Origin of the sequence: Staphylococcus sp. GDX8P114P-2, from assembly GCF_017892945.1 — a bacterium.
GTDB classification, from domain to species: domain Bacteria; phylum Bacillota; class Bacilli; order Staphylococcales; family Staphylococcaceae; genus Staphylococcus; species Staphylococcus arlettae.
Genome location: NZ_JAESMB010000008.1, coordinates 319,607 through 333,524, shown reverse-complemented (window position 1 = coordinate 333,524; position 13,918 = coordinate 319,607). Strand labels below are relative to the sequence as shown.

The window sequence follows — 13,918 nt, the reverse complement described above, 5'->3', positions numbered from 1 at the left end:
TCAAAATTAATTTGACTATAAACTAATTTAAAGTCGTTGTATTTTAAAAAAATTAATTCTAAAACAAGGTGTTTCACTTTTCTATAATTACAAGTTGATCATTGAAAATGAAAACAATTCAAACACCAACAATAGTTAATTAAAATTTATTGTTAAATTGTTTATTTGATACTACCAAAGTTATATTACGCTCAATGAGTAATAAATTCAACTTTATTTTAATTACAAATGTTTTACAATGTTGTGTAAATTAAATGAGTAATTGAAATATTATTAATATATAGTAGATATTTTAACGTTTTAAGTTCAAAAAATGATAATTATTAACTGTAACTAAATCTCTGTCGCTATATGTAATTATAAATTGTAACTGCTGATTAGAAAAATCGTAATAAGATAATACCAAGCATCAATGCTATAATACCGATAATTTTTCGTAATGTTACTTTATTAGTAGGTGTTCCAAACAAACCAAAATGATCGATAATAATGCCCATAATCATCTGGCCTAACATAACTACTATGGTAGTAACAGCAGCGCCAAGATGTGGCATCAATATAATGTTTGTCGTAACAAATACGACACCAAGAATACCACCAATAAAATAAAGCGGTTTAAGTTTGCCTTGTGTCGGGTTATAAGTTGTTATTTTTAATGATTTATTAAATATCAAAGTGAGGATAAATAATAAAATTGTGCCGATAGTAAAGGAAACAAGGGCTGCCATTACTGGAGAATGTAATTGTTGTCCTAAACTACTATTAATTGTAGTTTGTATCGGAGGGCCAAAACCAAAGATAAAGCCAATAATTAGCCAAAGATAAAAAGAAACGGGTGTTACACGGCGTTCTTGTGTTTTACGAGTATAATTCATTAACAATATCCCTATAAATAATATGATAATGCCTAATGATTTCACTACAGTAAAAGGTTCGTGATTTGCGCCAAACCAACCAAAAGTATCAATAAGTACTCCCATAATAATTTGACCTGCAATAGTCATTACTACCGTTAAAGATGCACCTAATCTAGGTAAGAGGAGTAAGTTTCCTGTTAAAAAAATAACACCTATTATACCACCGACAAACCAAACATAGCTTAAGCTTTGGTTTGCATAGAAATCAGCTGTAAAGACATGAGGATTAACGATAATATTGATAAGAATTAAAAATAACATTCCCGTAGCGAATGAAATCGTCGAAGCATAAAATGATGAACGGGTATACATGCTCAATCGTGAGTTGATGGAAGTTTGAAAAGGTACTACCATACCAGCAACTAACCCTAAAATAAATAATAAAAACAAAATAATCACGCTTTCTCTAAAATTTTGATATTGATAATGTCAGTTTATTCTTTTGTTATATGATATGATGAGTATATACGATATAAATGTAAAATTCATGATATTGATACATGAGTTATAGCAGATATGTTTGTAAAAGTGAATGATTTTAGAATTTAAAAGTGAGTGACTAACTAAATTGAAGCAACTTTCTATCATTCGTCTGTTAGACGAAGAAACTTTTTTTATTGGTGCTGGGAGCAATCAACAACTAAGACCACAACAATTTATTGAAGTATTGAACCCTAAAAGATCATACAAAAATTTAGCACGCGTTGAAGAAGTGTATGAACAATATGCATTATGTAAAAAATTAGGCAAGAAAAAAATATTTTTTGGTGATACAGTCAGAATTCGTCCGTTAAATAATTAACTAGATGTCAAATATACATTAAAATGTCACAGTGACATCGCCCCTAAAGCACTTAAGCTGAGGGGGCGATTTTTATTTTTTAGACAGTTAGCAACTATGTGTATATATAGTGCTAATTAGATAGTCATATAATGTAAAGTTACTAGAAAATGGTTAGTGTTTAGCGTCTAACGTTTCAAAAATTGTAGTAATTGTTTTGTCTATCAAATAGGCAGCATGTACTTTCACAGGTTGGCTTTTCGAAATTCTCAAAATATCCAAATCAACTATTTTTTCCATGTTTTCTTTGACTTGTACTTCTGTTAGTTTACGTTCCACTTTAGGAATTTGTAGTTTTAACGTTTTATTAAGTACATCTGTAAATACTAATTCTAATGTTTTTGACATTATGGTGCCTCCTTAATGAACGATTTCGCTTTTGTTTAATTCTATAGTAGTAAACTGTTCTCCAAGCATATTTTCAAGCGCAACTTTAAAGGCTTTGATTTGTTCTGTAGTTGCCTGTGGATTTATATTGGCAAAACGACGAGAGAAATTTTTCACTTTCCCATCAGGTCCAGCAAAGCTACGAGAAAATGTTACTGTTAATTGATTAATTCCATTCATTGCTTAACACCTCCTTCTATTAAAAATATCGAAGTGATAAAAGCAAATGGCTATAAAAATTTTAAGAAATTTGTGTAAAATGCTTTTATGTTACTTATTTATCATTTATTATTGAATAAGAAACATTTTAAAGTTAAGAGGTGTGAAGATGAACCAGGTGGACCCAATTAGAGATATTGGAGATATAAAATTGATGTATGAAGTGTTGCAACGAAAGTCATATAGAGATTATTTATTATTTAAATTCGCAATACACACAGGTATTAGATTATCTGAATTATTAAATTTAACCGTGTGTGACGTGATGGATAAAAATAAAGCTATTAAATCATTTTGGGTAGAATCACATGCATCAAATATTAATATTATGATTCCAGAAGAATTACAACGCGAATTACGACAATACATCACTATGGAACAGTTAAATACGGGTGACTTGTTATTTCAATCCAATAGAACTCAAAAAGGTTTATCTAGACAACAAGCGTATCGCATTATCCATGCTGCTGCAGAAGAGTTGGGGATGTTACATATAGGATTAACAACTTTGCGTAAGACGTTTGCTTATCACGCCTATCAGTCTGGAATCTCTATTTCTATTATTCAAAAATATTTAGGGCATCAGACCACTTATGAAACGATGAAATTCATAGGTATTTCAAGGAATGCAAGTAAGACGACAATCGCGTTAAATTTATAAATGTAAAGGAGGAAGTCGATGAATTTGATATACCTATTATGTATTATATTAGCTATTACGATACTTGTGTCTTTAACAATGACACATGTCAAATTAAGTAGATTTGCAGGACAAATAGCTTTAATAGCTCCAGTTCTAGCTTTAGTATACTTTTTGTGGCAAATTCCACGAGTAGTGGAAGGACAAATGACGATGGTCAATATACCTTGGTTGCAAGCTATAGATATTGACTTGGCATTTAGACTTGACGGTTTAAGTTTACTTTTTGGCATATTAATTTCAGGCATTGGAGTAGCCGTCTTCTATTATGCGACACAGTATCTGTCTAAAGAACATGATCATTTACCGCGTTTTTATATATACTTATTACTTTTTATGTTCAGTATGATAGGTGTTGTTACTTCTAATAATACAATTTTATTATATGTGTTCTGGGAATTAACAAGTGTGTCATCATTTTTACTTATTTCTTATTGGTACGATAAAGAAGATAGTCAGTATGGTGCTATACAATCATTTGTAATTACAGTCTTAGGTGGTTTGGCATTATTAGTAGGCTTCGTTATGATTTACAGCATTACTGGCACAAATACGATTACAGATATTCTTGATCAAAGTGATAAAATAGCTAACCATCCATTGTTTATCCCAATTATTATTCTAGTGTTAATAGGTGCTTTTACCAAGTCAGCGCAATTTCCATTCCATGTATGGTTACCGAAAGCGATGGCCGCACCTACACCAGTCAGTGCCTACTTGCACTCGGCAACAATGGTGAAAGCAGGTATCTTTTTACTCTTTAGATTTACACCTGTTCTTGGACTTAGTGATTTTTATATTTATAGTGTGACTTTTGTTGGGTTAATTACAATGATTTATGGGGCTATAAATGCACTTAGACAATATGACTTAAAAGCAATATTAGCTTATTCAACCATCAGCCAACTCGGTATGATTATGTCGATGGTAGGTTTAGGTGGTGGTTATGCTCAACATACATCAGATGAATTATCAGCTAAATATGCAATGTTACTTTTTGCTGCATTGTTCCATTTATTAAATCACGCATTGTATAAAGGTGCGTTATTTATGGGTGTGGGTATTATTGACCATGAAACAGGAACACGTGATATTCGACAATTATCAGGAATGCGCAAAGTATTTCCGAAAGTTCATTTTGTCATGTTGCTGTCAGCATTATCTATGGCGGGCATTCCGTTTTTAAATGGTTTCTTAAGTAAAGAGATGTTTTTTGATGGTTTGCTTAGCGCACATGAATTGCCACAGTTTAATATAGTATTAACTTTAATTATTGATCTATTAGGTGGCTTAGCAAGTGTATTTACGATGATTTATGTGGTTTATATGATTAAGGAAGTCTTTTGGGGCAATTATAGTGAGGCGAAACTAGAAGTTGCTAAACCACATGAACCATTGAAATTTACATTACCATCATTACTAATGACGCTCTTATTGCCTGTTATTTTCTTTGTCCCGAATCTTTTCGGTGACCATTTAGTCTTACCGGCTTTAAGAAGTATTACCATTGGTGAAAAAGTTGATCAATTTGCTCCGCATATTGCCCAATGGCACGGCGTGAATTTACCACTTATACTAAGTGTTGTTGTCATATTAGTGGGGATTATCGCAGGATTGAAAATAAATTGGACTAAATTTGCACGTAATTTCAAAGTGAAATCTATTACAGAGTTTTATGACAATTCTTATAAACAATTTGAACGTTATTCAGGTTATAGTATACGTGTACTAATGAATAACCGTTTAAATCAATACATTATTATGACACTTATTATCTTTGCGGTACTTGTCTTGTATGCCATTATTCGTGTTGGCTTCCCTGAAGTACATCAAGTAAAAGTAGGGGAATTTGGACCGCTAGAAGTTGTTACGTTGATTGTTGTTTATGTGTTGGGAATTGCTTTAGTGTTTATCAGACAACGTCTAACAATGGTTATTCTGAATGGAATTATAGGGTATTGTGTTACAATATTCTTCATTTTAATGAAAGCACCAGATTTAGCATTAACGCAATTAGTGGTAGAAACGATAACAACGATACTCTTTATTGTCAGCTTTTCACGTTTACCAAACGTACCTAGAGCAAAAGTACATAAAAAACGTGAATTAATGAAAATAGTCGTATCACTAATCATGGCCATAACAGTAGTAATATTAGTCTTTATCGCACAACATGGCACATCAATATCAACGATATCAACGTTCTATCACAATGCTTATGAATTATCTGGCGGAAAAAATATAGTTAATTCTATATTAGGAGATTTCAGAGCATTTGATACGTTATTTGAAGGTATGGTATTGATTATTGTCGGCTTAGGTATCTACACATTATTAAAATTTAAAGATCGGAGGGGGCAAGATGAAAGAGAATGATGTTGTCTTACGCACAATAACTAAAATTGTGGTCTTTATTCTTTTAACATTTGGATTTTATCTGTTTTTAGCGGGACATAATAATCCAGGTGGTGGCTTTATTGGAGGACTGGTTCTTAGTTCAGCATTTTTACTAATGTTTCTAGCCTTCGATGTGAAACAAGTATTAGTCTCCCTGCCTGTTGATTTTAAAATAATGATTATTGTCGGCTCATTATTATCAATGGTAACAGCAATTGTACCTATGTTTTTTGGTAAACCGTTCCTTTACCAAACAGATGCATACGTCAATGTACCATTAATGGGTGAATTGCATTTAACAACTGTGACATTGTTTGAAGCGGGAATAGTACTCTCAGTTGTGGGAGTCATTGTTACCGTAATGCTGTCAATTAGTGGTGGTCGCTCATGAATTTAATTTTATTATTAGTAATTGGCTTCTTAATATTTATAGGAACGTATATGATTTTATCAGTCAATTTAATACGTATCGTTATTGGTATTTCTATTTATACGCATGCTGGTAATTTAATCATTATGAGTATGGGTAGTTATGGTAAAAACAAGACTGAACCATTAATTGGAACTGCTAACCAAAATTTTGTTGACCCTTTGTTACAAGCGATTGTCTTAACGGCTATTGTCATTGGCTTTGCGATGACAGCATTCTTGCTTGTACTTGTATACAGAACCTTCCGAGTTACTAAAGAAGATGAAATTGATGTGCTGAGAGGAGATGACGAAAATAATGAGTAATTTATTAATACTACCATTACTGCTTCCAGCACTTTGTGGTTTAATCTTGGTCTTCATTCGTAATAATAGTTTGTTATCCCGAATTTTTGCGATAGGTACGATGGCGGTCTCTACACTCGTCTCGTTATTCTTACTAATACATGTAATGCAGGGGAAACCTATCAAATTGGATTTTGGTGGATGGCAAGCACCGTATGGTATTCAGTTTGTCGGAGATTCTTTAAGTTTATTAATGGTTACAACATCAAGTTTCGTAGTCACATTAATAATTGCTTATGGCTTTGGTAGAGCTGAAAAACGTGCGATACGCTTCTATCTTCCCAGTTTTATTTTATTCTTAACTGTAGGCGTTATTGGCTCATTTTTAACTGCTGATTTATTCAACATCTATGTCATGTTTGAAGTAATGTTATTGTCTTCATTCGTATTAATTACATTAGGACAGTCGGTAGAACAACTACGAGCGGCAATTATCTATGTCGTGCTGAACATTGTCGGATCGTGGATGTTACTGTTAGGTATAGGGTTATTGTATAAGCTAACTGGAACACTTAACTTTGCACATGTTGCGCAACGTATTGGTGAAGTTCAAGATCAACGTGCCGTAGTCATAATTTCGATGGTCTTTTTAGTGGCATTTGGTTCTAAAGCAGCATTAGTCCTCTTTATGTGGTTGCCAAAAGCTTATGCGGTATTAAATACTGAATTAGCAGCATTATTTGCTGCATTAATGACTAAAGTTGGCGCTTATGCATTGATTCGTTTCTTTACTTTAATATTTAATGAACAAGATGATGTAAAGCATTCATTAATGGTCTTTTTAGCTTGTGTTACTATGCTTATTGGAGCATTTGGAGTAATGGCTTATAAAGATATTAAAAAAATTGCTGCCTATCAAGTTATTTTATCGATTGGATTTATCATATTAGGTTTGGGTACACATACTTTTGCGGGTGTGAATGGCGCCATATTTTACTTAACAAATGATATTGTTGTGAAAACTTTACTCTTCTTTATTATAGGAAGTTTAGTATATATAACTGGACATAGAAACTACCAATATTTATCTGGTTTAGCTAAACAAGAGCCATTTTTTGGTGTCGCTTTTATTGTATTAATTCTAGCTATCGGAGGCGTGCCACCTTTTAGTGGATTTCCTGGGAAATTATTAATTTTCCAAGGTGCTGTAGAAAATGGTAATTATATCGGTTTAACGTTAATGATCATTACAAGTTTAATAGCGATGTTTAGCTTATTCAGAATATACTTTACAATGTATTTAGGAAGTAGTGAAAAAGGTGAACAAGTATTGTTTAAACGTATTCCATTCTATCGTAAAAGTTTAATAGGGATGCTTGTCGCTGTGGTCATTGCTATTGGTTTAGCAGCACCTATTTTATTTAAAGTGACAGAAAATGCGACACATTTAAATATGGATGATCAAGCATATGAAAAAGCAGTTAATCCACATTTGCTGAAGGAGGAGAAATAATCTATGAGACAAGTAGTGTTAAATGTTGTCATTGCGTTTTTATGGGTTTTATTTCAAGATGAAGACGCTTTTAATATTTCTACCTTCTTCGCAGGATATTTAATTGGTCTAATTGTTATTTATATATTACATCGCTTTTTTGGCCAACAGTTTTACTTGAAAAAAGTTTGGGTGGCTATTAAATTTTTATTTGTGTATTTATATCAATTGATTACATCAAGTATGACCAACATTAATTATATTTTGTTTAAAACAAAAGATATGAATCCAGGTCTTGTTACGTATGAAACGACTTTAGATAGTGATTGGGAAGTATCATTTTTAACAATACTTATCATTATTACACCTGGCTCTACTGTTATTCGTATTTCAAAAGAAAAACAAAAATTCTTTATTCATGCAATTGATGTGTCAGACAAAGAACGTCAAAAGTTATTAAAAAGTATTAGACAATATGAAGGTCTAATATTGGAGGTGGCAGAATGATTGATTCACTAACCAATTTTTTCATTACAAGTTCCATTATTGTCTTTGGGATCGCGTTACTGCTCACTTTGTTTAGATTAATCAAGGGACCTACCACTGCTGATCGAGTTGTTGCATTTGATGCTGCCAGTGCAATACTCATGTCTATAGTAGGTGGTTTAAGCGTTATTTATGGTACGTTTTCATTCTTAGATTCTATATTATTAATTGCCATTATCTCATTTGTAAGTACAGTCTCTATTTCTAGATTTATTGAAGGGGGGCACGTATTTAATGCAAACAACAAGCGAAATCGTTAATTTATGTGCTGCCATTATCATGTTTTTAGGAAGTGTTATTGCACTTATTAGTGCCATTGGCTTAATCAAATTTCAGGATGTCTTTTTACGTAGTCATGCGGCTACTAAAAGTTCTACTTTGTCAGTGTTATTGACGTTAGTCGGAGTTATTATTTATTTCATCTCTGCGCAAGGATATTTAAGTGTACGTATGATTTTAGCCTTGGTATTTATTAATTTAACTTCTCCTGTTGGAGGACATTTAATTTCACGAGCTGCATATCGTACGGGGGCTTATATGTATCGTAAAAAAGATGGTATGAGACAAACGAACATATTGTTAAGTTCAAATGATGATCAAAATAATTTTGAACAGCTGAAAAAGCGTGCTAAAGAGCGTGAACAATTACGTAAAAAAGCCTATGAAGAAGACGAATATTAATTTTGTTATATGAAGATGTGTATCTTTTCCTCCTGTGCTGACAAGGTAGGCGGAATAAGATGCACTTTTTTTATTAAATATTTAGGTTAAATAATGTGCTGAGATGTTGAGAAGTTATTGATGAATCGTGGTATCCAGACTGTCGACAAAGTACAGTATTTTTGGCAATTTTTGTGCTCGCTTTCCGCGGGCACTGCCTCAGCCTGTAGTCTTCGGCGAGTGCTATTCCCGCAGGAGTCAGCCCAAAGCACTGCCAATATTGTAGAAAAGTCTTTAGGATAACTAATATTTAAGGTATGTTTACTGCCAATAAGACAATAGGCTATTGACAAAGCTTCCAACTTTTTTTGCAGTTTTTTGTGCTCGCTTTCCGCGGGAACTGCCTCAGCCTGTAGTCTTCGGCTCTTGCTATTCCCGCAGGAGTTGGCCCAAATCACTGCCAATAATATATGAAAGTTTTAGATGAACTATCACCTTGGTTTTTGTCTACGTTCTATAACAAGAGGAAAGGGAATAACTAAATCGTCATCTTCATTTTATATTGCCAGTAGCTAACTGAACTGTAATGTACCTTAACTCATGTTTTTTATACCAGTCATCCTTGTCGCTGTGGGGAGAGGAATCTTATTAATAAAATTCGATTTCTGTTCCATTCCCTAAAAAAATGATAAAATAATATATATTTGTAATTGTGTGAATTAATAATCGATGGGCAACGTTTGCTCATTGTAGCATTTAAAATGAGATGATAGCGTAAGCGCTTGTGTGACATGTATATTATGCGTTATTTGTTTCAACCTCAGCAATTATAATAGTAAAGTTCAAACGATGAGAGGTGAAACTATGCAAATATTTGAGACACTGCTTATTTTTATAGTAGTCGTCATTTTAAGTTCATTTGTACATATATTTTTATCAAAAGTTCCTTTGGCCTTCATTCAAATAATTTTAGGTATGTTGTTATATATTACACCTGTACCTGTAGACTTTAATTTTGATTCAGAACTTTTTATGGTTGCATTAATTGCTCCATTATTATTTGTAGAAGGTGTACAAGTATCTCGCGTACATTTAAGAAGGTATATTAAGCCAGTTTTAATGATGGCATTGGGTTTAGTAGTGACAACAGTTATAGTAGTAGGTCTGTTTGTTCATTGGATATGGCCTGAGTTACCAATGGCAGCAGCGTTTGCTTTAGCAGCCATTTTATGTCCTACCGATGCAGTAGCTGTGCAAGCTATAACGAAAGGGAAAGTATTACCTAAAGGTTCTATGACAATTTTAGAAGGTGAATCACTTTTAAATGATGCAGCTGGTATCATATCTTTTAAAATTGCTGTAGCAGCTCTTATTACTGGAACTTTTTCAGTGGCTAACGCGATAGAACAGTTTTTAATATCATCTATCGGAGGATTTATCGTAGGGCTTATTATCGGTGTGGTTTTAGTACGAGCAAGAGTATCTTTAACACGACGAGGCATTGAAAATGTTAACATGTTTACTTTTATTCAATTATTAACACCGTTTGTCACATATCTTATAGCAGAAATGTTCCATGCTTCAGGTATTATTGCCGCGGTTGTAGCTGGTTTGGTTCATGGCTTTGAAAGAGATCGTATCTCACAAGCACGTACACGTTTGCAAATGAGTTATAACCATACGTGGAATATTATCGGCTATGCATTGAATGGCTTTGTGTTTGCTATTTTAGGTTATTTAATTCCTGAAGTGGTAGGTCGTATTATAGAAAATGAACCGCATAATTTATTATTTTTAATTATTGTTACTGTTTTAATAGCACTAGCGATTTATGTCTTTAGATTTTTATGGGTGTTCGTTTTATACCCTTACTTTTATTTACCAGTGAGTCCTTTCCAAAAAATGATGTCGGATAATGAAAATAATCAAACTAACACAGAAACACCACCAAAAAGAGGGGTCTATGCATTTATAATGTCTCTTTGTGGTGTACATGGGACTATCTCATTAGCTATTGCTTTAACTTTGCCATATATGTTGGCAAATCATCATTCTTTTGCTTTTAGGGATGATTTACTATTTGTTGCATCTGGTATGGTAATTATTAGTTTAGTAATAGCACAATTCTTATTACCATTATTTACAACATCTGCACCGAAACCTAAAGATACAGGGATGAACTATAAGCATGCAAGAATCTTTATTTTAGAAAAGGTAATAGAGTCATTAAATAAAAATTCAACTTTAGAATCTAGTTTTCATTATGGAACGGTAATTAAAGAATACCATGAAAAACTTGCATTTTTACGTACTGTGGAAAATGAAGATGAAAATATCAAAGAATTACAGCGACTGCAAAAAATTGCATTTGAGGTTGAAAACGATACTTTAAATAATTTAGTTGTTAATGGTGATATTACTACTAGTGTGTTGGATAACTATATGCGTTACGCTGAACGAACACAAATTTATAAACAAGCTTCATTAATGCAACGTTTAATAGTTGAAGTGAAAGTTTATATTTTGAAAATACGTATTAAAAAACGTATGAAAACAAACGCAGCTTCTTCGTTATCTATTGCAGATAACTTGTTAGAAATCTCCAATGTTATGCGTACAGTACATTATCGAGTAGTGAGTCGCTTAAGTAAAGAAACTACTGAAGATAATAAATTAGAAGTTGGGATGATTTGTGATGGTTATTTGGCACGACGTGATAATTTAACACCAAGTAACTTTTTCAATCCTAAGAACGAAAATTCGATAACGAAAATTCGTTTAGATGCATTGAAAGAACAACGTCGTATCTTAAATCAATTGATAGAAGAAGAAGATGTTAGTGACACAACAGCGTTAAAAATACGAGAATCAATCAACTATGATGAAATGGTTATTGTAGATAGTTTAACTTAGTGACACTACTCTATAGATAGAGTTGCTTTAGTTTAATGTACGAACTGAAAAGTAAATAAAAATAAACTGGCAGATCACTAAAACAATGAATCATAAATGTTTAGCGGTCTGCCAGTTTTGTAAGCGTAGCAATATGGGCTGTCTGGATAGAAATTTCATTATATTGCTACGTTTACTTTTTTACACAGAGAAAAAGCCATCAATGGAGGAGGATTATGTACCATTGATGGCGTAAGAGTTTGATCTAAGGCTTGAATACCACCATATCGTACGTGGATGTGTAGCATGTATAGGAGAGACACGTACGATATGGGACTATTCACCTAGTTAACAGGTTGAATAGCCTTAGTTATTATCATAATTATTACTTCATACTGCCATGAATTGTGTTGATATTAGCTTCCATCATTTTATAATAGGAATCTCCTTTAGTTCCTTTTTCTCCAATAGAATCGGTAAATACTTCACCATAAATATCTTTTTTAGTTTCTTCACTTAACGTATCCATGCTTTTACGTTCAACACTTGTTTCAACAAGTAAGTGTTTTAGATTGTGTTTTTTAACAAATTCAATGGCTTGTTTCATCTGCTCTGGTGTACCTTGCTTTTCAGTATTTATTTCCCAAATGTATCCTGGTTTTAAATCGTACTGTCTTGCAAAGTATTTAAAAGCACCTTCGCTTGTAATAAATGCACGTGAGTCTTTTGAAATATCATCAAACTTGTTATGACTTTCTTTATTCAATGTTTGTAGCTTGCTAATATAATTTGAACCTTGTTTCTCTACATCTTTATTGTCTTTAACATTTTTAGTTAACGTCTCTTTAATAACTTCGGCATATTTAATACCATTTTCTAAACTTAACCACGCATGAGGATCTTGGTTCTCCTCTTTTTTACTAGCACCTTCTAAATAAATAGGCTTTACTGTTTTAGAAACAGCTACAACATTTTTATCGTCCATTGATTTATTCGCTTGTTTTAAAGCTTTTTCAAACCACCCGTTACCCGATTCTAAATTTAACCCATTATAAAATACAATATCAGCATCTGTTAATGCTTTAATATCTTTAGGTTTTACTTCGTATTCATGAGGGTCTTGGCCTATAGGAACGATACTATGTAAGTCTATATTCTTACCGCCAACATTTTGAGCTATATCATAAATTATTGAATTAGTAGTTACAACTTTTAATTTATCATTTGACTTGTTTTCTGACTGTGCAGATTTGTTGTTATTACTGCAAGCACCAACGACTAGCATTAATATTAAAAGTATGGGTAATAATTTTTTCATGTTAATTGTCCTTTCTTTATACGTGTGTTAATTTTTAGTGCGCTGAATACAATGATGTAAATAATAAATGCACACAGAACAATGGTTGCGCCACTTGGAATATTATAAATGTAGCTAAAATACATACCAGTGACAGAACAAATAATACTAATAGTACTAGCAATTACCATCATTTGTGGTAAGGTCTTAGCTATTAAAAATGCAGTACTCGCAGGTGTTATCAATAATGCAACGACTAAAATAATACCAACAGTTTGAATACTGGCTATTGTTACCATAGCTAGTAATAACATTACAAAATAATGAATTAATGTAGTGTTCAAGCCACTCATGCGGCTAAATGTTGAATCAAATGTTGAAATCATTAAAGGTCGATAAAATATAACAATAAGTAAAAGTACTATAGCACTGACGATAATAGTAGACCAAAAAATATTAGTTGTAATGGCAAGAATGTTGCCAAATAAAATATGGTGTAAATCTGTTGCACTATTAATCAAACTAATAATGATAATCCCAGTAGATAAAAAGGCCGTAAAACTAATACCTATCGCAGCATCTGGTTTAGTTTTACTGCTTTGCGTAATAAATCCTATAAATAAACTTGCAATCATCCCTGTAACTAAAGCACCGATATACATTGGTATACCGAGTACAAATGATAATGCTACACCAGGTAACACTGCATGACTCATAGCATCCCCCATTAACGAAAGACCGCGTAATACAATAAGACTACCTACCGTGCCACATACAATACCTACTACTATAGAGATAATAAGTGCACGGTTTAAAAATTGATAACTGAATAAATGTTCAATGAAATCTAACATAT

At 32.6% G+C, this 13,918-nt stretch carries 15 protein-coding genes; 10 read left to right on the top strand and 5 right to left on the bottom strand.

The window, feature by feature from the left end:
- Positions 1–377: 377 nt before the first annotated feature.
- Complete coding sequence (locus KA845_RS04720) at positions 378–1,307, bottom strand: DMT family transporter (protein WP_031266615.1); 930 nt, start codon at positions 1,305–1,307, stop codon at positions 378–380.
- 178 nt (positions 1,308–1,485) lie between these two features.
- On the opposite strand from KA845_RS04720, the gene KA845_RS04715 reads away from it, so the two are divergent.
- Positions 1,486–1,719: a hypothetical protein gene (locus tag KA845_RS04715; protein ID WP_002508989.1), complete on the top strand. Its 234-nt coding sequence runs from the start codon at positions 1,486–1,488 to the stop codon at positions 1,717–1,719.
- A 153-nt stretch (positions 1,720–1,872) separates the two neighbouring features.
- On the opposite strand, the gene KA845_RS04710 is transcribed toward KA845_RS04715, so the two are convergent.
- Positions 1,873–2,106 carry a DUF2922 domain-containing protein gene (locus tag KA845_RS04710; RefSeq protein ID WP_002508988.1) on the bottom strand — a complete coding sequence of 78 codons (234 nt, stop codon included), beginning with the start codon at positions 2,104–2,106 and terminating at the stop codon, positions 1,873–1,875.
- A 12-nt stretch (positions 2,107–2,118) separates the two neighbouring features.
- Positions 2,119–2,325, bottom strand: coding sequence for a sigS mRNA-stabilizing protein SroA (sroA, locus tag KA845_RS04705; protein ID WP_021459188.1), 207 nt, complete (start codon positions 2,323–2,325; stop codon positions 2,119–2,121).
- A gap of 148 nt (positions 2,326–2,473) precedes the next feature.
- Here sroA and KA845_RS04700 point away from each other — a divergent pair, with 148 nt between their 5' ends.
- The 9 genes from KA845_RS04700 to KA845_RS04660 all read left to right on the top strand — a co-directional run bounded on the left by KA845_RS04700 (position 2,474) and on the right by KA845_RS04660 (position 11,786).
- A complete protein-coding gene (locus tag KA845_RS04700; protein ID WP_103388030.1) occupies positions 2,474–3,025 on the top strand; it encodes a tyrosine-type recombinase/integrase in 552 nt (183 codons plus the stop codon).
- Positions 3,026–3,043: 18 nt separating this feature from the next.
- Positions 3,044–5,440, top strand: a complete 2,397-nt coding sequence (locus KA845_RS04695) for a DUF4040 family protein (protein WP_210127807.1) — start codon at positions 3,044–3,046, stop codon at positions 5,438–5,440.
- Positions 5,427–5,852 carry a Na+/H+ antiporter Mnh2 subunit B gene (gene mnhB2, locus KA845_RS04690; RefSeq protein ID WP_002508985.1) on the top strand — a complete coding sequence of 142 codons (426 nt, stop codon included), beginning with the start codon at positions 5,427–5,429 and terminating at the stop codon, positions 5,850–5,852. The genes KA845_RS04695 and mnhB2 overlap by 14 nt, the downstream gene beginning before the upstream one ends.
- The gene (gene mnhC2 / locus KA845_RS04685; protein ID WP_002508984.1) at positions 5,849–6,196 is read left to right on the top strand and encodes a Na+/H+ antiporter Mnh2 subunit C; all 348 of its coding nucleotides are present in this window, start codon (positions 5,849–5,851) and stop codon (positions 6,194–6,196) included. The genes mnhB2 and mnhC2 overlap by 4 nt, the downstream gene beginning before the upstream one ends.
- A complete protein-coding gene (mnhD2, locus tag KA845_RS04680; protein ID WP_245338049.1) occupies positions 6,189–7,688 on the top strand; it encodes a Na+/H+ antiporter Mnh2 subunit D in 1,500 nt (499 codons plus the stop codon). Before mnhC2 ends, mnhD2 begins: the two co-directional genes overlap by 8 nt.
- Positions 7,689–7,691: 3 nt before the next feature.
- Positions 7,692–8,174, top strand: a complete 483-nt coding sequence (mnhE2, locus tag KA845_RS04675) for a Na+/H+ antiporter Mnh2 subunit E (protein WP_021459184.1) — start codon at positions 7,692–7,694, stop codon at positions 8,172–8,174.
- Positions 8,171–8,473, top strand: a complete 303-nt coding sequence (mnhF2, locus tag KA845_RS04670) for a Na+/H+ antiporter Mnh2 subunit F (protein ID WP_002508981.1) — start codon at positions 8,171–8,173, stop codon at positions 8,471–8,473. Before mnhE2 ends, mnhF2 begins: the two co-directional genes overlap by 4 nt.
- Complete coding sequence (locus KA845_RS04665) at positions 8,448–8,894, top strand: Na+/H+ antiporter subunit G (RefSeq protein ID WP_002508980.1); 447 nt, start codon at positions 8,448–8,450, stop codon at positions 8,892–8,894. Before mnhF2 ends, KA845_RS04665 begins: the two co-directional genes overlap by 26 nt.
- Positions 8,895–9,737: 843 nt before the next feature.
- The gene (locus tag KA845_RS04660) at positions 9,738–11,786 is read left to right on the top strand and encodes a cation:proton antiporter (protein ID WP_103388032.1); all 2,049 of its coding nucleotides are present in this window, start codon (positions 9,738–9,740) and stop codon (positions 11,784–11,786) included.
- Between the two features lie 364 nt (positions 11,787–12,150).
- Here the strand turns inward: KA845_RS04660 and mntC are convergent, their stop codons facing one another.
- A complete protein-coding gene (gene mntC, locus KA845_RS04655) occupies positions 12,151–13,083 on the bottom strand; it encodes a manganese ABC transporter substrate-binding lipoprotein MntC (protein WP_021459182.1) in 933 nt (310 codons plus the stop codon).
- The gene (locus tag KA845_RS04650) at positions 13,080–13,916 is read right to left on the bottom strand and encodes a metal ABC transporter permease (RefSeq protein ID WP_002508977.1); all 837 of its coding nucleotides are present in this window, start codon (positions 13,914–13,916) and stop codon (positions 13,080–13,082) included. The genes mntC and KA845_RS04650 overlap by 4 nt, the downstream gene beginning before the upstream one ends.
- Positions 13,917–13,918: the final 2 nt, after the last annotated feature.

Bases quoted from the DNA above. Each gene is read 5' to 3' on its own strand.
- KA845_RS04710 (WP_002508988.1), bottom strand. From the start codon at position 2,106: ATGTCAAAAACATTAGAATTAGTATTTACAGATGTACTTAATAAAACG.
- sroA (WP_021459188.1), bottom strand. From the start codon at position 2,325: ATGAATGGAATTAATCAATTAACAGTAACATTTTCTCGTAGCTTTGCT.
- KA845_RS04700 (WP_103388030.1), top strand. From the start codon at position 2,474: ATGAACCAGGTGGACCCAATTAGAGATATTGGAGATATAAAATTGATG.
- KA845_RS04695 (WP_210127807.1), top strand. From the start codon at position 3,044: ATGAATTTGATATACCTATTATGTATTATATTAGCTATTACGATACTT.
- mnhB2 (WP_002508985.1), top strand. From the start codon at position 5,427: ATGAAAGAGAATGATGTTGTCTTACGCACAATAACTAAAATTGTGGTC.
- mnhC2 (WP_002508984.1), top strand. From the start codon at position 5,849: ATGAATTTAATTTTATTATTAGTAATTGGCTTCTTAATATTTATAGGA.
- mnhD2 (WP_245338049.1), top strand. From the start codon at position 6,189: ATGAGTAATTTATTAATACTACCATTACTGCTTCCAGCACTTTGTGGT.
- mnhE2 (WP_021459184.1), top strand. From the start codon at position 7,692: ATGAGACAAGTAGTGTTAAATGTTGTCATTGCGTTTTTATGGGTTTTA.
- mnhF2 (WP_002508981.1), top strand. From the start codon at position 8,171: ATGATTGATTCACTAACCAATTTTTTCATTACAAGTTCCATTATTGTC.
- KA845_RS04665 (WP_002508980.1), top strand. From the start codon at position 8,448: ATGCAAACAACAAGCGAAATCGTTAATTTATGTGCTGCCATTATCATG.
- KA845_RS04660 (WP_103388032.1), top strand. From the start codon at position 9,738: ATGCAAATATTTGAGACACTGCTTATTTTTATAGTAGTCGTCATTTTA.
- mntC (WP_021459182.1), bottom strand. From the start codon at position 13,083: ATGAAAAAATTATTACCCATACTTTTAATATTAATGCTAGTCGTTGGT.
- KA845_RS04650 (WP_002508977.1), bottom strand. From the start codon at position 13,916: ATGTTAGATTTCATTGAACATTTATTCAGTTATCAATTTTTAAACCGT.